Here is a 20,735-nt window from a genome sequence, read left to right on the forward strand (position 1 = left end):
ATGCGTTCCTTTAACTCAGGCACATACCCTAAAGTTCTTTCTAAGATCAGGATCCAGGATGCCTGACTGCACCACGGGACCGTGGTCGGCTAAAAAACAGCTATTCGAATCGCTCAACCCCTGGCGGCGAAGTTCGTCGATGACCATATGGCAAAGGGTTTCGATGACGGCAGCCTTTTCGTCGTTGTTAGTGGTATTCAGCAAAAGGACGATGAGATCGTAGGCGGTGGTCCCGAGAATAGGCAACTGCCGCACTGCTCGGTGAAGCCACTTATAAAAAGGCGGATAACACCGGTTGAGGAGAAATGCCATGGACATCAGTTCATGACAGAACAGCAGTTCAGCATACCTGCCAGCAAAAATCTCCTTGCGCGACAGGCTGCGCGCCAGGTTGTATTGTCCCGTCTGCGCCATGGTCATGCAGCGCGAAGCAATCTTTCTGAGCCTGATATCTTCCGGATAGTAGTCGAGCAAATGGCGACGCCAAGAAGAAAAGGTATCGGCAGGATCGTAAAAAACCATGCCGTTGGTACAAACCCCCAGGGCCTGCTCCGGAATCAGCAACCATTCGCGTGCTGTCATTGGCGGATGATCGAGTCCCGTGTAGCGGGCATAAAATCCGGAAACGGTCATTACACCCGTGCGTCCCTCTTCGCCGGAACTCTCCAGGCGTGGTCCGTAACCATCAAAAACCTGAGGCAGACGCCGGTAGGCTTCACCAATTTCGACGCCGCGAGTAGCATAGTCTTCCTGACTCAGCCAAATGCAAAACCCGGGGCCCCAATCGTGGTCCCGAGACAAGAGATCATCAAAACCATAGCATTCCGATCCGGGCCCGACCAGGCCTGCGGCGGCCCTGTCAGAAATTTCACGGAAAGACTCCCGGAGCATGGGCCGTCCGTGGGAGAAAAAATAATCCCTGGCCAGTTGTAGTCCCTGCATGGCGCTACCTGAGTATCATTGCCTTAGAAGATCCAGGTTCTGAACGGTGCTGCAGGCCTTGACAATATTGCCTGTCACTTCATAAAGAGTCCGCGCCTTTTCAAAGTAGCCAATCCCAGCATTTTTATTGCCGAGCATTACATGGATATAAGCGATATTGGCACATTGATCAGCGACCCTATCGACACAACCAAGGAGTTCCAACTGTTGCAGTGCAAGGTGGTAATAATCAAGAGCTGCATCATATTTTCTCATGTCCCTGTAGAGCGAACCCAGGTTTCCCAGTTGTTCGGCCGCCCGTTCCGGCGCATCGCACTCTTCAAAAGCACGCCGAGCGCGAAGAAACGTAGCCTCGGCCTCGCTGTAGCGTTTGAGGTGCGCCAGCAGAAGGCCCATGTTGTTCAGAGCGATTGCTGTTCCTGCCTTATCTTCGCGAGCGGCAAAGCTTGAATAGGCTGAACGGTAGGCACTCAAAGCCTCGCCGGGTTTGTCCAAGGCACACTGAATTTCGGCAACGATCATACGCTGGGCGGCCGCCCCGGCACTATCTCCAGCGGCTGCAAATAGCCTTGCTGATTCTTCAAAAGCAGCCAGCGCTGCTTCATATGAAGTCATTTTCAAATGCCTTGTGCCGTCTCGTGAAAAGACCGTTGCCGCATGCACTAGTTTCTTTTTGTCCATGGGCCCTCCTGTTACCCACTGATGTCGTTGCCTCGAATCAATCATAAGTTGACCGTTGACAAGCCAGCAGGATTATGTTCACTCGTGGAGCTTTCGAAACGGCGTATCGGTTCCCCGTATAGGCAGTTATGAAAATATCAGAGTTCGTGGTTATATTAAATTACACTAACAGTCGGCATAAAAAGAGTCTGGCACATCCTGACCTTACCCGGATGGGGGATTGGAAAAATCCTGGCGAATTTCCATCTAACCACCGACGGTAACTTCGATACCGTATTTCCGTGCAATATCGGCAAGCTCAAAAACCCGTTCCTTATTGTGAGGCACAACTCCTTGGAGTTTGTATTCCTGATGCAATTGCCCCCATTTAGGTTCACCCATGCGATGATAAGGTAGTATATCAAGCGCCTCCAGATTGGAAAATTCGGCAATAAATTCCGCAGTTGCTCGTACGTTCTCCTCGGAATCGTTAAAATCGGGTATCAACGGAAGCCGGATACGGACAGGTTTTCCTGAAGCACCAAGTCGCTTAGCGTTTTCCAAAATGATCCGATTGTCGACCCCGGTTCCCTGAAGATGCCGCCTAGAATCCATGTGCTTAAGGTCGTAAAGAACATAATCCAAGTGTTCCAGGACTGAGTTGAAGATATTCCAGTTAACCTGGCCACATGTTTCGATTGCCGTGTGCAGTTTCAGGATCTTTGCCGTGCGTACCAATTCCATAAGGAAGACAGGTTGCGCAAACGGTTCGCCGCCAGAAATGGTAACCCCTCCCCCGGTACGGTCATAAAACTCCCTATCACGCAACACTACGTCCATGACCTCCTCGACCGTGAGATAACGTCCGCTTATATTGACGGCATTGGCATAGCAGACACGCTGACATTTGCCGCATTCTGGAAGGAGGCACTTATCACGATCAATGAAGCTAACAATTCCATCCACTTGAGCAAGACACTTTGAAGGGCACGCTTCAATGCACTTGCCGCATCCTATACAGTTGTGGGGGATGAGCATTATCTCCGGGCGCGGTATGATTGTTTCGGGGTTGGCGCACCAAGCACAGTACAAAGGACAACCTTTCATAAAGACAAGAGTGCGGATACCGGGTCCATCATGAATGGAAAACCGCTGAAAATCACTTATAAGACCGGTTAGTTCGGATCTATTGATGGCACCGGGATCATAAATAAGGTATTCATGTGACCAGCTCATTGAGTAGGCTCCGATCATTGCCTGAATTAATAAATAAATTTTACATGCACATAAAAAATCACCTGCGCCGATACCACTAATGGTGTCGGCGCAGGTTCAATTTTTGTCATTAGAACATCTGTTCGGTTCGTGCAATTATGTCATCCTGAATAGCTTTGTCGAGCGAGGTGAAAAATGCGCTGTAACCAGCAACACGCACGACCATCCCCTGGTAGTTATCAGGGTGTTCCTGCGCGTCGACAAGCGTATCGCGCCCAATGACGTTGTACTGAATGTGGGTCCCGCCGCCATTGAAGAAGGTTTCGGTGACACCAACAAGGTTTTGGATGCCACGCTCATCTTTCAGAGCATTCGGGTGGAACTTCATGTTCAGCAAAGTTCCATTGGATGCAATAACATGGTCAAGACGCGCAACTGATCTTACAGACGCGGTCGGGCCGGACTGGTCGACACCTGAAACCGGGGAAACGCCATCAGCCAGCGGGGTACCGGACTTGCGTCCGTCGGCAGTAGCCCCGACTACCGTGCCGAGTGGTACGTTGGCCGAAACAGGGTAAAGGCCAGGCTGGAACTTTCCACCTCTTGGATTCATGTACTTTTCCACTTCCCGGCAGTATATAAGTGCACCTTCATGTGCGATCATGTCAGCGTATTCGTTATCGTTGCCGTACTTTGGCGCACGATTTAACAGCATCTGGCGAAGGCCTTCCATTTCCAGGCCTTCGAAGTTGGTGGCAAGTCCCTTTTGAAGTTCGCCCAGGGTGATTGCCTTGTCTTCAAACACCAGCTTCTTAATGGCAGTTAGTGAATCGCCGACATTACCCACTCCAACCCCTTGGGGACCAGTAAAGTTGTAGTGTGCGCCCCCTTCCTGGAGCGACTTGCCCTTGATCATACAATCATCGACTAATGAAGAAAGGAACGGTAGCGGAGTGCGCTGGCCGTGGGCAATGTCACAGGCATTATCGGATATAATCAGCAGTTTGACGAAGTGCTCCATCTGCGCTTTATACGCCTTCATGACATCTTCAAACGCGCTGAATGAAGTTAAAGCGCCTGTCTGGGGACCAATCTGCTTGCCTGTTAGAGCGTCGACACCATCATTAAGAGCTAACTCCAGAACTTTGGCCATGTTGAAGAACGCGGCATCGTGCCACCCTTCAGTCTTGCCTGCTACCTGCGGCTCGACGCAGCCGATGATGCCGTAGTCGCGAGCGTCTTCACGAGTGAGGCCACGGCTAAGCAATGCAGGAATGATGAACCGATCATTGTAGTATGCAGGCATACCCAGCCCGACTCGGCTTACTTCGGCCGCCTTGGTGTACAGGGCAGCAGGAGTATTGCTATGAATACGAATCGAAATGGATGGTTGGTAGAGCTTGGTGTTGGCAGTCGCATGCAGACACATGAACGACAGCTCGTTGGTAGCGTCCTCACCCTCGCTGTCTACGCCACCAACGATCAGGTTCTGGAACATCGGGTATCCACCGAACGCCTTGGTAGAACCTTCGTCCCGGACCTTGTTGATCTCGCTGAACTTGATGTAAAGAAGATCAAGCAGTTCCTGGGCCCTCTCCGTGGTAATATCGGCGTCCATCTGAAGATAAGGGTACATGTACTGATCAAATCGCATCGGGGATATGGAATGACCATTGGACTCTATCTGGATCACAAGTTGAATAAACCAGAAGGACTGGACCGCTTCCCAAAATGATTCGGCAGGTTGCCCCGGAACCTTGCGACAGATACGGGCGATTTCCAAAAGCTCGGCCTTGCGTTGTTCATTCTTTTCGCTCGCAGCCAGTCTCTCGGCTTCCACTGCGAAACGTCTAGCAAAGGCAATGACTGCCTCGTTTGAAATAATTACGGCATCCAAGAAATGCATCTTCTTGAGATCATCGGGATTAGTAAGGTCGGTTTTTTTATGCTCAGCTTTAGCATCAGCAATAATACCATTCAGGCCTCTAGTCAAAACTTTGGCGTAATCAACGGAGATGTGACCAACGCCGTTAAAGTAGTAGTTGCCAACGGTGAAAACACCAGCCCCTTGAGCCTCAAGAGCATCAGGGGTCATAAGTGACGTGGCCAGTTCGTTCGAGGTCTTCTTGTCCCAGTAGGGAAAGAGCTCACGGAGAACTGTCTTCTTGTCTTCAGAAATCAAGAATACGTCGCCAGTCCGCTTCTCCAACCGATCCAGTTCCGCTTCCAGCCACTTGCAGGAAAACTCCGGATATACCGGGGCAGAGCGCGGCTTGGTGCACTGATTTCCAACTACCAATTCGTCGTCCTGAATAAAAACGGTCATACCGTTCAGGATCTTTTCGAAAGCTTTCGCCCTCCGGAGATGCATTGGCAGATCTTCGGTTTCCTTGTAGGATTCGGTGATCAGTTGCGCACGCTCAACACAGATTTCCGGAGTGGTCTTGACAAACCTTTCCTTAATTGCCTCCACCCGAGGGGTTGGTCCCGGTAGATTCGATACGTCGATTTTTATCGCCATTTTTTCCTCCTTTGTTTGCTGTTCGATGAATTGAGCCATCCGATTCCCTCAGAACTGCGAAGCTTTTAGCACCTCCTTTTTTTTGTGGCTAACTTGTTGCACCAGGCATATTTTGCAGGATCCATGAATCAATAAAAGCTTCCAGGAAAAGTGCAAGAAACAGCAATGAGCACATTTTTTTGGTAATACCCCTCCATAACATCTTTTTCTTGGACAGAGCCTGCATAAACAAAATCTATCGTATTTAAAAATAATTTTTTAACCAGAAAAAGAGTATCAACAGCCAGAACCAAATCAAACGAAACCTATCTTTCTATTTATAGGTAATACCCCATCAATAGCTATGCTACCATCGCGCAAAGGTGTATTTTTCGATACCTAAAAGGGGGGACCGAGGGGGAAAACGTGTCCCTAGTGGAGCCATATCAGAGACACCGTTCAATGTGAAACAGCATTTTCGAGGCCCTCCACCACCCAAGATGCCATGCCTAGGCCAGCCAACACACCATTCACGGCACAAACAGGGCAATCTTGGCGACAGAACAAATCCTGCCTCCTTATTTCACCGACGCTACGATAGCCAACCCAGGCCTGGTGGCGCCGGCGGAGATGGCGCAGCATAAAAAGAATGATTCTTTCGCATTTAAGATGAAAACCTCGGCCTCAGCAGGAAACCGGGCAAGCATCCATGGCCTCCTGAATGCTTTGTTCCGATGCACCGGTCGGCGCATACACTTCCGCCAGATCCTCGGCGTCCATCCTGAACACTTCGGGCGCCATTTCCACACAAAGTCCGCAGCTGATACAAGCATCCTGGTCCACGTAGGGCGTTTTGGCCATGATCATTCTCCTTGGTTAGTGCCTCCTGTTCGGACGCGCATCTGCCGGCAGGCAGGGCAGGGTCCAGGTACACCGGCTTGAAAATGTTCAGACTCTTTCCTCCTTCGCAAGTTCATACTGCCATGGACATTTCATACGTCTACAGGCCCCGCATGGCCGGGCCGACCAGCAACACCATCACCGTCATCCAGAGCGCCAACAACACCGCCATGACAATCGCTGCAGTCAATATGAATCTGGGCCGGCGATGCCCTTGCCCGGCCCGGCCGAACCGGACCATGCAAAGCCAGACCAGCGCCAGAATGGCCAGCGCTCCCACCAAACCCGGCATCATGAGCATGCCAACCTCCCTGCTGGTCCGGCGATACAACAAAAGTCGCCGACGCCGGGATCCTGACGCGGGCCCTCCCCAACATCAGGGCTTGTAGTACATGAGCTTCCGGGCCCAGGGTGCCACCAACGCCTCCAGCTTTTGTCGCTCCGCGGCATCCATGGGTGGCTCCAGGCAGGCGGCGATATTCTGTTCCAGTTGCCGGGGGTCGTCGCAACCGATGACCATGGTCGACACGCCCTGCCCCAGGGCATAGCGCACCCAGGGAGCGGGGCTCTGCAGGCCGGGAAGCCGCAGCCCGAAGCCGCGGCACAGCACCTTCATCCCGACAATGCCCATGCCGCGAGCTTCCGCCTCCGGCAGCACCGTGGCCGGGAAACTGGCCCAGGCATTCTCTGCCGGATTGACGGGCATCAATACCGTATCGAAGTCGTACAGGTCGAAGGCCCGCAGGAGGATGTCCGGGTTTTCATGGCCCGTGACCCCGACAAACCGCACCTTCCCTTCCCGCTTGGCGCGGTCGAAGGCTTCCATGGCCCCGCCCGGCCCGAAAATCATCTCCAGGTCCTTTTCCGTGCGCAGATCGTGCACCTGCCACAGATCCAACCAATCGGTCTGCAAGTTGGTCAGGGATTCCTGCAGCTGCGCCCAGGCCCCCCGGGCCGTGCGGTCATGGGCCTTGCTGGCCAGAAACACCTTCCGGCGCCGCTGTCCGAGGGCCAATCCATAATAAGATTCGCTGCCGGCATAGGCCCGGGCCGACTCCATATAGTTGATCCCCAGGTCCAAGGCGCGGGCAATCAACTCCGTGGCCTGCGTTTCGCAACCGAAGCTGCGCAGAACGCCTTCGCCGCTAAGACCGATACAGGTCACCTCGACACCGGTTTTGCCAAGTTGTCGCTTGGGAATCATGGGCGCGCCTCCTTTTGCTACCATTGTACACGAGGGGGCGGTGTCCGAGCTGGAACCAAGCCTGAAAAGGTACAATATCCTCAGAAAAAGAAGACCTTACGGTTCGGTCCGAACAACAGGGTGGGGAGTAAAGCAATGAAAAAACTCGTCGGGGCAACACTGCTGGCTTTGATGCTGCTGGGAACCGGGCCGGCCTGGCCGGCACGCGAGATTACCGTGGATTTTGGGACGGGGGAGATGACAACCACGGAAGACCAGCGGCCGCCCGAGCCAGAGGCGGAAAATCAGACGCTTAGCAAACCAAGGGAGGCGGCCCGAGACATCGCCCGCCTGCAACGCATTGTCCAGCAGCAGAACCGAGTGATTCAGCAGCAGCAGGCCGTTATCCGGGAATTACAGGCGAGAAACCGCCGACTGAACAATGTCAATCGGGGGCTGGAATTGATGCTGCGTTCCTGCTCTTCCCCGCATCCAGCAGTCCGATAACCTCCTCCTGCTCCAGGGCCAACCGGGATTGCCGGGCCTCCGCAGCCAGATCTTCGTAAGGCAGATGGAGGCATTCCTCTACCGCGCTCTTGAAAACCTCGAATCCGATGCGCTCCACCGTCCGAGTGAGGCGTTCATTGGGTTCGGCCAGTGCGCGATAACTGCGCAGCACCGCCGCCAGGTATTGGGGCACCTGGTCCGCCGCCACCGGGCCGGCCAGTTCTCGGGCGACGGTCGGGGCGAAGCCCATCTTGCCGCCGACAAAGATTTTCCAGCCGTTCATCGCGGCATGGATGCCGAACTCGGCGAGGCGGGTGTTGGCGCAACAGTTGGGACAGCCGGACAGAGCAATTTTAAACTTCTGAGGAGTGGGCAGGGCCCGAAAGGTCTCCTCAAGATGGGCAACCAGGGCGAAGGTCCGCTGCAATCCGAAGGGGGAATAATCGGCGCCGGGGCAACACTTGACATGGAAGACATCACGACCCACGGAACGGATCTGGAACCCGGCCTCCAGCACTGCCCGCCGGGCCTGGGCATAGTCCTGCCCCTCGATGCCGAGCAGCACCATGCTCTGTGCCGTCGACAGATGGCCGACCTTGGCGTATCGCTCGACGATATCGGCCAGAGCGCGCAGTTGCGCGGCGCTGAAACAGGCGTTGGGCACCCCGACGGAAAGGGCAAAATGGCCGTCGCGTTGCTTGCCGAGACAACGGGCTCCCTGCTGTTTTTTGCGCTCCACGGTGTCCTTGCGCAATGCCACATCGAGTTTTGCCGAGGTATCCATGACGATCTGCTGTTCCTTTCCGCTTTTTACAATATTGGTCGGGTGTGACAATCGGGAGGATATTCTACTCATTGGCCCGACTTCAGCCCAGACTTTTTTCATCCACTGGCAGACAATGGGCCTGAATCGGTGTATGCTGCCCCTGCCCTGTGGCTCTTTTTTCTCCTGACTCCCGGATCCTCCTCATGTCGACACACACTGAAACCAGAACCGATTTGCGCCTGATCGTCATCCTGCTCGGCGCATTGACGGCCATCGGGCCGTTGACCATCGATACCTATCTGCCCGCTTTTTCCGCCATCGCCGCCGACTTGAACACCGACGTGGCCACCGTCGGCTTGTCCATGAGCAGCTACTTTATCGGCATTGCCGCCGGGCAGCTGGTGTACGGCCCCTTGCTGGATGTCTTGGGACGCAAGGGGCCATTGATTTTCGGCCTGGTGCTGTACGGCGTGGCCGCGTTGGGCTGCGCCCTGAGCGCCAACGTCCAATGGCTCATCGGCTTGCGTCTGGTCCTGGCCCTTGGCGCCTGCGTCGGCATGGTCGCGGCACGAGCGGTGGTACGGGATCTTTTCCCGCTCAACGAGACGGCGCGCGTATTTTCGACCCTTATGCTGATCATGGGGCTGGCGCCCATCGTGGCACCGACACTCGGCGGAATCATCGTTGCCAGCCTGGGCTGGCGGTATATCTTCATTCTGCTGGGGGCGGTTGCGGTGCTGATGCTGGCCGGCGTCTGGTGGATCCTGCCCGCCATCGCCGGACATGGACGCCGCGAAGCCTTGCATCCACGCCGGGCGTTGACCGATTACCTGGCGGTGCTGGTGGTGCCGGGCTTCACTCCCCGCATGCTGACCGGATGCTTTCATATCGCCGGCCTGTTCGCCTACCTGACCGCCTCGCCGTTGGTTTTCATGGAACTGTTCGGCATGTCCGGCCCCCGCTACGGCTGGACCATGGGCGCCAACGCCCTGGCACTCATCGTCGGCAGCCAGATCAATGCCCGTCTTCTGCGACACTTCTCCCTGCGAAAAGTATTGTGGGGTGCCAACCTGCTGCAGTTGGCGGTCAGTATCCTGTTTGTGCTGACTGTCGCCCTGGCACCGGTTTCGCTCTGGATGGTGTTGGCCTTTGCCGCGAGCTACCTGTTTTGCCTGGGCTTTCTGCTGCCGGACATTACCGCCCTGATCATGGAACCCTTTGCACGGGAACAGGCCGGCAGCGCTTCGGCCCTGTTGGGATCATTGCAGATGGCGGCCAGTGCCGTGGCGGCGGGCCTGGTAAGCTGGGGGTACAACGGCACCATTGCCGTCATGGCCATAGGCATGCCCCTATGTGCCCTGGCCGGCATGGGGATGCTGTGGGGTGAACGCGGCCTGCTACTTGAACCTGTCGACGGCCCGGTCCAGCGCTCCCTTTAACTCGTCCTTGGCTTTTTCCAGGCCGGACCTCATTTCCTTCCAGGCCGACTCGCCGCTGGCCTTCAGTTCATCCAGTTTGCCATGCATCGCCTGCTGTTTCGCTTTCAATTCCTGCACCATATTCTGGTACTCGATTTTAGATTCCGCCTTGACTTGCTCGGCCTTGGCTTCCAACAACTGAATGCGCGCCTTCCATTCCTTCAATTTGGCTTCATATTTTTCCTGGTAGGCCTTTTTCTCTTCCATGACAAAACCTCCGGTGGTTAAAAAATATTGCCCTAGAGCGATCAACCGTCACCCAATCGGTGAGCCGATCTTATAAAACCTTATAGGACATCGCCGCCCTGTCAATAGAATCTCTTTGGGACCCCTGTATGTTGAGGATTGCAACCGAGTGGGTAAGCTTGTTGGTAGGAAAGTCACCAAATCTGTCCATCCTGCTTGAGTCCGGCGACGGTGAGGATCTCTCCCTTCTTCAGGTCAGGCAAAATGGCCCGATCCGACCTGGGAGTTCTGAAGAAAGGTCGCTATCATGAAGTGCCTGACGAAAGCCCATGCCTTCCGGCTTCTCAACCTGATGCTTGTTGTCAGTACGCTTTTCATTATTTTGACGGTCTGTTTCGCCCTGGCCCAACCCGCATCCGCCCCTGAGGGCATGGGGGCCCCCACACCAGGGCAAAACATACCGGCCGTCGAACCCATCAAAGTCAAACCGGACTCCAGCGACCAAGCCATCGACACGCGCTTGACCAGAATTCTCGAGGCAACGGGGTGGTTTGCGGCCATCGCCGTGGAGGTAAAAGAAGGAGTGGTTTTTCTGGAGGGGCAAACCGACTCCCCCGATTATCGGATTTGGGCCGGCAACCTCGCCGGCAAAATCAGCGACGTGGTAGCGGTTGTCAACCGCATCCAAGTCACCGAAAGATCCCCTTGGGATTTTTCCCCTGCGGTCATCGAACTGGAAGCCCTTCTGATGCTGTCGGTACAGCGGATACCACGGCTCGTGGTCGGCCTGGTGGTTTTTCTCCTGACCGGAGTGACTGCCTGGCTGGTGGGCATGGGCACCAAGAAAATTTTCATTCGTCGACTCAATCTGCTCCTGGGGGAAGTGGCGGCACGCGTATCGAGTATTTTTGTCTTTTTGCTTGGATTGTACCTGGTACTGCAGGTCGTAGGGCTTTCGCGGCTGGCCGCCACGGTACTAGGTGGTACGGGGTTGATCGGATTGGTGGCAGGGATTGCCTTCCGCGATATTCTGGAAAATTACCTGTCGAGCATCCTGATCAGCATCCACAATCCTTTCCGGCTCGGAGACCTGGTGGAAGTCGCCGGGCATACCGGGCTGGTGCAGCGGGTGACAACCCGTGGCACGGTGCTGATGAACCCGGATGGCAACCATGTACAAATTCCCAATACCATCATTTACAAAAGCATTATCCGCAACTACACAGCCAATCCCACGCGTCGCGAAATGTTTGAGGTGGGGATCGGCTTCGAAAACAGAATTTCTCAGGCTCAGGAACTGGCCAAGGAGGTGCTCAATGGGCATACCGCGGTCCTGGGGGAGCCGGAGGCTCTGGTACTGGTTGACCGGCTCGGTTCGGCCACGGTCAATCTCAAAGTCTTCTTCTGGTATGACGGAACTGTTTATAATGGGGCGAAGGTCAAGTCTTCACTGATTAGGTTGGTGAAGCGGGCCTACGAGGCGCACGGGATTTCCATGCCTGACGAGGCCAGAGAAGTTCTGTTCCCCGAGGGAATTTCGGTCCGCATGCTGGAAAACTTGGCGGCCGAACAGCCGGAGGGATTGCAAAGGCCGCTTCCCCAGCCGGTACTCGAACCGGCAACACTCAGCAGTGAAACCGAAGGAAATCTGGTCAGCGAAGACGAACAGCTTCAGGAGCAGGCCCGCAAGTCCAGAATCCCGGAGGAAGGCAAAAACCTTCTGGAAGAGAACCCCCGGCAACCCTGACAACCATCAGCGCAAGGCCTGCTCCTCGATGTCCTCCATGAAGCCGGCCAGTTCCCGCAAAGTCGCCATGTCTTCCGGCAAAGCGAGCCCCCTTTCCGCGTATGCCAGAAGTCGCCGCGCATGATGCACGGCCGCTTCACGCATCGTGTCATTTCCCATCGACGCCAAGAATGATAACGCTTTGAGCAGCCGGATGCAGACTTCGACAGCTCCGCTGCCATCGCGTTCAATAGCCAGGAAGGCATCATCAAGCATATCCCGCACCGACAGTTCAGGAACCTCAACCCGATCGTATTTGGTATTTTGGTGGTTGTCCTCATTTTGTGGGGCGCCCCACAGTGCGAACAGCCTCAACAACGTGAGGATAATGTCAATGGCCGTACCGGGATCGTTCACGGCAGGCGACAGGGCCCGGGCGGCAATCTGTGACAACACCACGAGACCATAGCGCGGATCCGTGTAGTAGGTCCGCTCCCTGCCAACCACGAAGGCCTGGGCCACCAGTTCGCCATCCACATCGGTTCTCGCCTGATAATCGCCCCTGACGTAGGCCAGAACCCGCCCGGGAGCAACCAGACTTCCCGGCAGAACCGCCACGGCGATGCGACTCTGAGCATTGTCGGCAAGGGATTGCAGCGCGGCAATATCGATGCGCTGCAGGTAGCCCACCCGCTTTGCCGGCACCGCCTGGCCGCTTGCGGATAACGAGTTCAGGGGCATGCCGTACAGGGTCGGGGCCTTGCGCCGTTGTTCCAGGGCCTGCTCTGTGGCTTTCTCGACCTTGACAATGGTCTGTCCCAATCGTCCCAGCCGGGCGATGCGGTCCACCCAGCGCAGGAAGGTAAAGATGACAATTCCGAACACCATCAAGGCCAGGAGAAAGAGGACGAAACGTCCCGCGATGCCCAGATAGTTCTCTTTGACGGCGATCACCCCGACGATGCTGAAAATAAAAGCGCCCACGAATGTCGACAAGGCATGCTGCGAGACGTCATCGGCGATCACGAGAGTCAGAGTCCTCGGCGAGGCGGTATTGCTCGCGGACGCATAGGCCGCTACCATCGATCCGACCGCAAAGGTGGCGATCACCAGCATGCTGGAAGCCATGACCAGCAGAATGGTTTCCAGCGAATCCATTGAAATACGAGGAGTAATCCCCTCCACATGGATGCGGTCCGCACCTTTGGCCAGCAGGACCCCGAAAATTGAAAGTACGCTGATGGCGAGGGGCTTCACCCAGAGTCGCTCCTGGAGGCGACGGATAAAAAATCTGAACCGTTCATGCATGCCGGAATAATTCATTTGGCCCGCCCTGAGACGCCATCCTGCTGGTTTTTGCGAAGACATGTGGGTTGCTCGCCTGGTAAAAATTGCAGGAAAGGGAGACTCATCGCAATGGCCTCCGCCACTTTCCCTTGAAAAAGAATAGCAGATAAAGCTGAAACATCAGGAAATGTCTCATGGTGCGGGTTAATGGGTGACATTTATTCGGGTGTTCCTTTGTCTGAGAGCAACTCTAAAATTATTCGCCTGCGCAACGCCTTCACAGGGGCATACCACACGACCAAAGCGGTTGAAATATGTGTCTCAAAACCGTTACTATGCGAAACCTAAAATTGAATCGCGTCAGGGATGCCCTAATAAAACTACAATCCAGGCAGTAAGACAGGAACTGCTCCAACCGGATGACAAGGGAGAAAATGATGAAGGACCACACCATCGATGCGCGCGGGCTGCGCTGCCCCCAACCCCTGATGCTGACCAAAAAGGCCTTGGAAGGCATGGCCGAAGGAGAGCGCCTTCAGGTGCTGATCGATAACGAGCTTTCCTGCGAAAACCTGATGCGCTTTCTCAAGGATCATGGAACGACTCCCGAACTTTCCAGCACAAACGGAGAACACACCATCACCCTGACCAAGGCCGCCGTTACGCCCGTTCTGGCCGATGCCGCCGCCTATTGTTCCCCGCCATCCTCGGCGGGTGGAACGGTGGTCGTGATCCATAATCAAGGCATGGGTTCCGGTTCGGAGGAACTTGGGAAAATACTCCTGCAGGCTTGCCTCAATACCCTCAAGGACATCGCCCCTCCTCCGGCTGCCATCCTGTGTTACAATGCCGGCGTTTTTGCCGCCGCCGAAGGGGCCCCCACGGTGCCGGCCCTGGAGGAATTGGCCAGGCAGGGGGTCTCGCTGCTGATCTGCGGTACCTGCGTCGACTATTTCGATCTGAAAAACAAGATTGCGGTCGGCACCATTTCCAACATGTACGACATTCTGCAGCAACTCTCCAGCGCCAATCGCATCATAACCCTTTAGTGTTGCAATGGACCTCTTAACCTATTTTGACAATGCCGCCACGTCCTTTCCCAAGCCGCCCGGAGTGGCCGCGGCCATGGCCCGCTATCTCAACGAGGTAGGCGGCCCCTATGGCCGTAGCGCCTACACCCGGGCCCTGGACGTCTCCAGAACCGTGGAGAAAACCCGCGATCTGCTCGCCGAACGCATGGGTGCCCGCGCGGCGGACAACCTCGTATTCGCGCCCAATGCCACCCACGCCATCAACCTGGTTCTCAGAAGTCTTCTCACCGGACGCGGGCGGGTGCTCATCTCGCCCCTGGAGCACAATGCCGTCACCCGGCCGCTTTCGGCCCTGGCCTCGCGTTGCGGTGCCACATTCGAGGTGTTGCCCCACCATTCCGACGGCCGCATCGACCCCGATGGGATCGAAAAACTTCTCACCGCGGATACCCTCCTCGCGGTGATCAACCACCAGAGCAACGTCAACGGCGTCATTCAACCTTTAGCGGAAATCAAGCAGCGTCTCGGCCAGGTGCCGCTTTTGGTGGATGCCAGCCAGTCCTTCGGTTCCATTCCCATCCGGGTCGATGACTGGCACCTGGACTTTCTGGCCTTCACCGGCCACAAGGCCCTGCTCGGCCCGACGGGGATCGGCGGTCTGTTTCTGCGGGATGCGGCCGGGTTGGAACCCCTGATCTACGGAGGCACCGGCAGCGCTTCGGAACATTTCGAGATGCCCGATTTTACGCCGGATCGCTTCGAAGCGGGGACCCCGAATATCGCCGGCATCTACGGCCTGCTGGCCGCCCTGCAGGAACCGGTGGACTGCCGCCATTCGCGGCAGGAATTCGGCCGGTTTATCGAAGAACTGAAAACCCTTCCCCGCCTTAAAGTAATCTGCGCGGAACGGTTTGAGGATCAGGGCGATGTTTTCTCCCTGCTGCATCCCGAACACGACTCCGCGGTCCTGGGCCAGAGACTGTTCGCCGAGTGGGGGCTCGAAACCCGGGTCGGCCTGCATTGCGCGCCCCTGGCCCATCGCACCCTCGGAACCTTTCCCGGCGGCTCCCTGCGGGTTGGTGTCTCCCGCTACCATACGGCGGATGATTTTGCCTATTTTTTCAAGGCGGTAAAGGAATGCCTGCAACCATGAATGTCACCTTGCTGTTCACCTCCACCCGTGCCGTTATCAAGGGCGAAGAAGTGCTTCGCTCCCACCACATCGATTGCACGGTCATCGCGGTGCCGAAGGAAATTTCCTCGGAATGCGGCATGGCCATCACCCTGGCCCAACAGATGCTGGAGCAGGCGGGCGGTCTGCTGAAAGAAAAGGGCCTGGACTTTGCCGTGCATGGACCTGACGGGAAAAATCCGCCCCGGTTCGATCTCCTCAGCACCGTGGAACAGGGCGGCTGCTCGGCAAAACTGCCGCCGGAAGTGCTGTTCGACGCCCTCGGCCGCTTGCCGGCCCAGACCGAGCCCAACCTCCTGGTAGGCCTCGGCACCGGCGACGACGCCGGCGTTTATCGCCTGTCCGATGAAATCGCCCTCATCGAGACCACGGATTTTTTCCCGCCCATCTGTTCGGACCCTTTCGATTTTGGCCAGATCGCCGCCGCCAACGCCCTCAGCGACGTCTACGCCATGGGCGGCAAGGTACTGACCGCCATGAATTTGGTCATGTTTCCCGCCACCGGCATTCCTTACGAGGTGCTGCATGAAATCATCCGCGGCGGCCAGGAAAAGATCCAGGAAGCCGGCGGCGTTCTGGTTGGGGGGCACTCCATCGCCGACTATCCGCCCAAATACGGGCTGGCCGTTTCGGGGATGGTCCATCCCGAGCGCGTCATCCACAACGCCAATGCCGTCCCGGATCAGGTACTGATCCTCACCAAACCCCTCGGCACCGGGGCGCTGGTCGCCGGCCAGCGGCTCGGCCAGGCCTCCGCAGCCGACTATGGGCGCGCCCTCGATTCCATGAAGCAACTCAACCGCTCTGCGGCGGAAATCATGCAGGAATTCCGCATCCGCGCCGCGACGGACATCACCGGTTTCGGCCTGCTGGGCCACGCCCTCAATATCGCCCAGGCAAGCCAGGTCAGCATCGAAATCGACACGGCCGGGATTCCAGCCCTGCCGGGGGCCCTGGATCTGCTGGAAGCCGGCTGCATCCCCGGAGCCTGTTTCCGCAACCTGGACCATGTGGAGGCGTTCAGCCATTTCGCCCCGGATCTCGCCTATGCGCGTAAGATGCTCGTTCTCGATCCCCAGACGTCCGGCGGCATTTTGCTCTGCGCACCCGCCAACCATGCACAAGCCATTCTGGCGGCCCTCAAGGATCGCGGCTGTCCGTCGGCGGCCATGGTCGGCCGAACCACGCCGCTGGGAGAAAAACACCTGGTTGTTCTGTAATAAAGGGAGGCCGCCATCCCCAACGTGGATCCGGCAACCGGCCAGGACGAGTCCTGAGCCCGAACCGGCCACGCCAGGGCCGAACCGACAGGGTTACCGTGGCCGGGCGAGAATTTCCAGGAATGCCTCGATGCGCACCTTGAGTTGCTCCGTGTCCGATTCGGAGTAGTCGGTCTCGATCTGCAGAAACGGACGGCTCAACTGTTCCTGAACAAACTGCTTGAGAGCGTGGGATTCGATATTGAAGGTATGGCAGCCCTGCCAGGTAAGGTCAATGACGCCATCGACCTGGAATTCTTCGACCAATCGCTTCACCAACTCAAAACGTCCCGGGTTGGGAGACATACAGGAGCAAGGCACGCGAAGATACCGTTCGGCCACGGCAACCAGGGGATCTCCCGCCTCGTCCACCGGGTCGAGTTTTTTGTAGCCCGTGCAGTTCTCGAATCCAACCACACTACCGCCACACTCCTCCACCAGCTTGACCACCTTGTCCGAGCCGATACCGACGGGCACCCCGCTCAGCAGGACCCTGGGGGTTGCCTCCGTAAAGGGTGAAATGCCCGCAGCGGCGCGCCTGCGCAGCTCGGCGGTCAATTGATCCATCAGGGCGATATTGTCCCGGCGGTCGATGTTGAAGCCGGTGTTGTGCAGCACAGTCAGCAGTTCCATGCCGCTGATGGGTGACGGCTTCAAACGACACATGTCCATCAGCTCTTTGAGGGAACGCCGCTCCTCGTTGAGCAGGCGGATGGCGTCCCGCAGGCGCTCCGAGGTGATCTCCACGCCGAAACTCTCTTCGAGTCTTTCCTTGAGCCGCTTCAATTCAAGAATCCAGGAATCCAAAGCCGTCTCGTTCTGCACCTGCGGCAACTGCATGAGATGCAGGGGTTTAATCTGGCCGAGCAGTTCATACATTTTCTTTTTCCCGTCGCAGGTGGTTTCGGCCACCAGCAGATCGGCAAAATACAGAAAAGGACAGGTGTCGGTCACGGCAAACCCGTAGCTCGACTTGATCAGCGGACAGAGGTTGCGAGGCAAAACCTTCTCCGCCGCCGGAATGGGGGTTTGGCTGGTGCCGCACAGGGAGACGGCGGCCGCCCCCGCCGCGACGATGAGCTCTGCCGGCGAATACTGACAGTAGGTGCCCGCCACTTTCAGGCCGGTTTCCTTGGACTCCTTCAGCGCAATGACGCTGCGCTCCCTTATGGTGGCAATTCTCTGAAAGGCTTCCGTTTGCGTCAAAGACATCCCTTATCTCCCGTTTGAGTTGATATCAATCCGCGGCAATCAGGGCCGCTCCAAGCGCTCCCACGAATTGCGGATCTTCAGGTACATGGAGTTTTACACCAAGATGTGCCGCGATAACCCGGCAGATGGCGGGATTGTTTGCCGTCCCGCCGGTGAAGGTCACCGTATCCCGCAACGCTATCCGCCCGGCCAGACCCTGCACACGCCGGGCAATGGTGTCGAGAATGCCGGCGGCAATGCGTTCTTTTTCCAGCCCTTTGGCCAGCAGCCCGATAATTTCCGACTCGGCGAAGACCGCGCACATGCTGGAAAGGGAAACCGGCTCGGCCCCTGCCGCCAGGGACCCCAGTCCATCGAGGGTTTCGTCCAGCACTCCGGCCATCACCTGCAAAAAACGCCCGGTGCCGGCAGCGCATTTATCGTTCATGATAAAATCGCTGACCATGCCCCCTTCGTCGAGAGCGATCACCTTGCTGTCCTGGCCGCCGATATCGATCACCGTGCGCGTTGCCGGACAGAGATGGTGGGCACCCCGGGCATGACAGGTAATTTCGGTAACCCGGCGGTCGAAAATGGGCAGGGAAATCCGACCATAGCCCGTGCCGACGATGCCGCCCACCTGCCCTTCGGCTATGCCGGCCTGAAGCAGCGCATCCCGCAGGGCGCTGAGAGCCGCTTCTCGAGGCTCCCAACCAGTGGGAACAACCGCCCTGCCCCGTACGCCCCCGTCAAAAACCACCGCCTTGGTGGCGGTGGAACCGATGTCGATGCCGACGCTAACCATGTGTTTTCAGCCCTTCGAATCAGCTTATGGAGTGCCCTTCGCGGCATCCGTTTCAAACCTGCCAAGAATCCAGACCGTGGAATCGGGGCAAGTCGGAGGATATCTTACAGATCGGCGAGGTTTCGGCCCAGTATTTTCTTTCCCAACCATCACCAAAGGCTATTCTCGGGTTTCCCCTTCAAAAGTCGTCCCAGATCCGGTTTCAAGGAGGTTGGTTAAATAAACAGACTGGGGTGTGCAGTTAAAACCACCATACACACTATGTTGTGTATTTAAATTTCCGGATATCGTTGACAGTTGCCGCATGCTGACTCGACCAAAAACTACAACAAGATACCTCATTCATTGTGGATTTTGGCTTTGATTCTTGATTTTTTCACGAATCCTACCCTCAATCGAAACGCCCCTCTTGACACTCCATCATACCAAATCTAGTATTTGGACATGTTTCCAGGATTCCCCAAAAACCGTATTGAATTAGAAGAGCATTTCCGCACCCAGGATCATTGCTTGGAGTACCTCTTCAAACTACGTTGGCCTGAAGAATTCATCTGTCCGAAGTGCGGCCACGAGAAATTCTGGTCGACCAATCGAGACCGATACATCTGTGCAAAGTGTCGCCATCAAGCATCAGTTACAGCCGGAACCATTTTTCATCGCACCCGAAAGCCGTTAACCCTATGGTTCCGGACAATCTGGTATATCACAACCCATAAACACGGCGGCAGGGACTCTGAAGAGGCCGTCGGCGAAGATCCCTCACCCCTCTGTCACCGTGTTATATCGTTGCTTAAGCGATCCTTGCTCAATCCTTACCAAATTGCTGTCCACCCAGCGCAGCTTGACCGCTACCTGGAAGAGTTCGCTTTTCGATTTAACCGACGCAAATCCAAGTCTCGCGGACTGCTTTTCCTGCGATTACTTCAGCATGCGGTGAGAATTCCACCATTCCCGGCCAAGGAAATTCAGCTCGGCCTTCGAGATTACATGCGCGGCACGAGGAAAAACAAGATCGTGCCAAGCAGGGATGTTTTTAGGCCGGTCGATACCGCCTTCCTTGACCAACTAGGCGACCTTCCATTTTAGGTTCCCATGCAAGACTTCTTCGCAAAATTAAAAATCCCCACAGGCAAGGCCTGTGGGGATTTCTGCTTGTGCTGTATTGAATTAAGTTTGGGTGGCTAGTTTTCAACTATGTAGCGAGGTTCGTCCTGTCCGTCAACCCAGGCTGCCAATAGGTAACACATATCGTTTTCATCAACGACATATCGAACGTGAAGCCGCCTGTAGGCGATATCTGTTACGGCAAGGTGAAACTCCTGCTCGACACCATTCAGTATTTTTCGTTTAACCGGCCATGCGCGGGGATGCTCATCCATGACGTCCAATATGGTTATCATGGCCGAAGGTAGGGCACGGTAGGCCAATGGGCTTTTAATCCGCAAATATTCCCTAACACCCGAAAAGGCCGATAGAAAGGTTGGAGTTTTCTTGATCCGGAGATATTTCCCGGACATTACTGAGTCTGCTTCGCTGAATGCAGATTGTTTCTAACCATTTCCTCCCCGATTTTTCTATCCTCTTCGATCATCTGAAGAAGATCGTCAATTGGAGTGGCACGGCCATCCCTGACTTCCTCTAGCGATTGCAAAGTCATGAGATCGGCCCTCCGCTCCAGAAGGTCTTCAGTGATCAGTCTTTGCCCACCGACCTTGAAAAATGCCTGGGGCGTCATGTTGTGAACTCGGCAATATTCGCTGACATTGTGCAATTCAGCATCGTCTAGGGTGATATTGATCTGATTGCGTTTTGACATAACATTAGCCTCTTTGCTAGGATTTATAACAATTCTAGCAAGCACAGCACTGAAATGCAAGAAAAACCGGCCTCAGCGACTCGCGCGTTTT

At 55.9% G+C, this 20,735-nt stretch carries 21 protein-coding genes and 1 pseudogene; 7 read left to right on the top strand and 15 right to left on the bottom strand.

The genetic code is table 11. The features are described 5' to 3' along the window. Nucleotides 1-15: 15 nt before the first annotated feature. From JQN68_RS09645 to JQN68_RS09675, 7 genes are all read right to left on the bottom strand, one after another. Entirely contained in the window at nucleotides 16-942 is a 927-nt protein-coding gene (locus JQN68_RS09645; protein ID WP_225073693.1) for a DUF4037 domain-containing protein, read from the bottom strand. A gap of 15 nt (nucleotides 943-957) precedes the next feature. Next, complete coding sequence (locus JQN68_RS09650; RefSeq protein WP_225073694.1) at nucleotides 958-1,623, bottom strand: tetratricopeptide repeat protein; 666 nt, start codon at nucleotides 1,621-1,623, stop codon at nucleotides 958-960. 246 nt (nucleotides 1,624-1,869) lie between these two features. After that, nucleotides 1,870-2,838 carry a glycyl-radical enzyme activating protein gene (locus JQN68_RS09655; RefSeq protein ID WP_225073695.1) on the bottom strand — a complete coding sequence of 323 codons (969 nt, stop codon included), beginning with the start codon at nucleotides 2,836-2,838 and terminating at the stop codon, nucleotides 1,870-1,872. 109 nt (nucleotides 2,839-2,947) lie between these two features. After that, nucleotides 2,948-5,338, bottom strand: a complete 2,391-nt coding sequence (locus tag JQN68_RS09660) for a glycyl radical protein (RefSeq protein WP_349632311.1) — start codon at nucleotides 5,336-5,338, stop codon at nucleotides 2,948-2,950. A 663-nt stretch (nucleotides 5,339-6,001) separates the two neighbouring features. Continuing rightward, a complete protein-coding gene (locus tag JQN68_RS09665; RefSeq protein ID WP_249621153.1) occupies nucleotides 6,002-6,178 on the bottom strand; it encodes a ferredoxin in 177 nt (58 codons plus the stop codon). 139 nt (nucleotides 6,179-6,317) lie between these two features. Further along, the gene (locus tag JQN68_RS09670; protein WP_249621154.1) at nucleotides 6,318-6,518 is read right to left on the bottom strand and encodes a hypothetical protein; all 201 of its coding nucleotides are present in this window, start codon (nucleotides 6,516-6,518) and stop codon (nucleotides 6,318-6,320) included. A gap of 75 nt (nucleotides 6,519-6,593) precedes the next feature. Continuing rightward, complete coding sequence (locus JQN68_RS09675) at nucleotides 6,594-7,421, bottom strand: aldo/keto reductase (protein WP_225073752.1); 828 nt, start codon at nucleotides 7,419-7,421, stop codon at nucleotides 6,594-6,596. A gap of 135 nt (nucleotides 7,422-7,556) precedes the next feature. Here JQN68_RS09675 and JQN68_RS09680 point away from each other — a divergent pair, with 135 nt between their 5' ends. Beyond that, a complete protein-coding gene (locus JQN68_RS09680; protein ID WP_225073751.1) occupies nucleotides 7,557-7,907 on the top strand; it encodes a hypothetical protein in 351 nt (116 codons plus the stop codon). Here JQN68_RS09680 and JQN68_RS09685 read toward each other — a convergent pair. Beyond that, nucleotides 7,846-8,691 carry a ferredoxin-like domain-containing protein gene (locus tag JQN68_RS09685; protein WP_225073750.1) on the bottom strand — a complete coding sequence of 282 codons (846 nt, stop codon included), beginning with the start codon at nucleotides 8,689-8,691 and terminating at the stop codon, nucleotides 7,846-7,848. The genes JQN68_RS09680 and JQN68_RS09685 overlap by 62 nt on opposite strands. Before the next feature lie 185 nt (nucleotides 8,692-8,876). Between JQN68_RS09685 and JQN68_RS09690 the strand changes: the two genes are divergently transcribed. Next, nucleotides 8,877-10,112, top strand: coding sequence for a multidrug effflux MFS transporter (locus JQN68_RS09690; RefSeq protein ID WP_249621155.1), 1,236 nt, complete (start codon nucleotides 8,877-8,879; stop codon nucleotides 10,110-10,112). On the opposite strand, the gene JQN68_RS09695 is transcribed toward JQN68_RS09690, so the two are convergent. After that, the gene (locus tag JQN68_RS09695; protein ID WP_225073748.1) at nucleotides 10,071-10,358 is read right to left on the bottom strand and encodes a sll1863 family stress response protein; all 288 of its coding nucleotides are present in this window, start codon (nucleotides 10,356-10,358) and stop codon (nucleotides 10,071-10,073) included. The genes JQN68_RS09690 and JQN68_RS09695 overlap by 42 nt on opposite strands. A 286-nt stretch (nucleotides 10,359-10,644) precedes the next feature. Between JQN68_RS09695 and JQN68_RS09700 the strand changes: the two genes are divergently transcribed. Beyond that, nucleotides 10,645-12,084 (top strand): mechanosensitive ion channel family protein, encoded by a 1,440-nt coding sequence (locus tag JQN68_RS09700; RefSeq protein WP_225073747.1) that lies wholly within the window; start codon nucleotides 10,645-10,647, stop codon nucleotides 12,082-12,084. 6 nt (nucleotides 12,085-12,090) lie between these two features. Here JQN68_RS09700 and JQN68_RS09705 read toward each other — a convergent pair whose 3' ends face one another. Both JQN68_RS09705 and JQN68_RS09710 read right to left on the bottom strand, forming a co-directional pair. Continuing rightward, nucleotides 12,091-13,386 carry a DUF2254 domain-containing protein gene (locus JQN68_RS09705; protein WP_502799356.1) on the bottom strand — a complete coding sequence of 432 codons (1,296 nt, stop codon included), beginning with the start codon at nucleotides 13,384-13,386 and terminating at the stop codon, nucleotides 12,091-12,093. Beyond that, on the bottom strand, nucleotides 13,383-13,568 hold the full coding sequence (locus tag JQN68_RS09710) for a hypothetical protein (RefSeq protein ID WP_225073746.1): 186 nt from the start codon (nucleotides 13,566-13,568) through the stop codon (nucleotides 13,383-13,385). Before JQN68_RS09710 ends, JQN68_RS09705 begins: the two co-directional genes overlap by 4 nt. Before the next feature lie 216 nt (nucleotides 13,569-13,784). On the opposite strand from JQN68_RS09710, the gene yedF reads away from it, so the two are divergent. The 3 genes from yedF to selD are packed head-to-tail and all read left to right on the top strand — an operon-like array spanning nucleotide 13,785 to nucleotide 16,793. Continuing rightward, nucleotides 13,785-14,399, top strand: coding sequence for a sulfurtransferase-like selenium metabolism protein YedF (gene yedF / locus JQN68_RS09715; protein ID WP_249621157.1), 615 nt, complete (start codon nucleotides 13,785-13,787; stop codon nucleotides 14,397-14,399). Between the two features lie 7 nt (nucleotides 14,400-14,406). Further along, complete coding sequence (locus tag JQN68_RS09720; protein ID WP_225073766.1) at nucleotides 14,407-15,534, top strand: aminotransferase class V-fold PLP-dependent enzyme; 1,128 nt, start codon at nucleotides 14,407-14,409, stop codon at nucleotides 15,532-15,534. Next, on the top strand, nucleotides 15,531-16,793 hold the full coding sequence (gene selD / locus JQN68_RS09725) for a selenide, water dikinase SelD (protein WP_225073765.1): 1,263 nt from the start codon (nucleotides 15,531-15,533) through the stop codon (nucleotides 16,791-16,793). Before JQN68_RS09720 ends, selD begins: the two co-directional genes overlap by 4 nt. 93 nt (nucleotides 16,794-16,886) lie before the next feature. Here the strand turns inward: selD and JQN68_RS09730 are convergent, their stop codons facing one another. Continuing rightward, nucleotides 16,887-18,044: a double-cubane-cluster-containing anaerobic reductase gene (locus tag JQN68_RS09730; protein ID WP_225073764.1), complete on the bottom strand. Its 1,158-nt coding sequence runs from the start codon at nucleotides 18,042-18,044 to the stop codon at nucleotides 16,887-16,889. Nucleotides 18,045-18,069: 25 nt separating this feature from the next. After that, on the bottom strand, nucleotides 18,070-18,828 hold the full coding sequence (locus tag JQN68_RS09735) for an acyl-CoA dehydratase activase (RefSeq protein WP_225073763.1): 759 nt from the start codon (nucleotides 18,826-18,828) through the stop codon (nucleotides 18,070-18,072). 444 nt (nucleotides 18,829-19,272) lie between these two features. Here JQN68_RS09735 and JQN68_RS09740 point away from each other — a divergent pair. Continuing rightward, a pseudogene (locus tag JQN68_RS09740) lies at nucleotides 19,273-19,782 on the top strand (transposase family protein); the annotation flags it as partial. Between the two features lie 227 nt (nucleotides 19,783-20,009). Here JQN68_RS09740 and JQN68_RS09745 read toward each other — a convergent pair. After that, nucleotides 20,010-20,345 carry a hypothetical protein gene (locus tag JQN68_RS09745; protein WP_225073762.1) on the bottom strand — a complete coding sequence of 112 codons (336 nt, stop codon included), beginning with the start codon at nucleotides 20,343-20,345 and terminating at the stop codon, nucleotides 20,010-20,012. Then, nucleotides 20,345-20,644 (bottom strand): hypothetical protein, encoded by a 300-nt coding sequence (locus JQN68_RS09750; protein ID WP_225073761.1) that lies wholly within the window; start codon nucleotides 20,642-20,644, stop codon nucleotides 20,345-20,347. The genes JQN68_RS09745 and JQN68_RS09750 overlap by 1 nt, the downstream gene beginning before the upstream one ends. Nucleotides 20,645-20,735: the final 91 nt, after the last annotated feature.

Origin of the sequence: Desulfuromonas sp. CSMB_57, assembly GCF_020194955.2 — a bacterium.
Classification (GTDB): domain Bacteria; phylum Desulfobacterota; class Desulfuromonadia; order Desulfuromonadales; family Syntrophotaleaceae; genus JAFCIY02.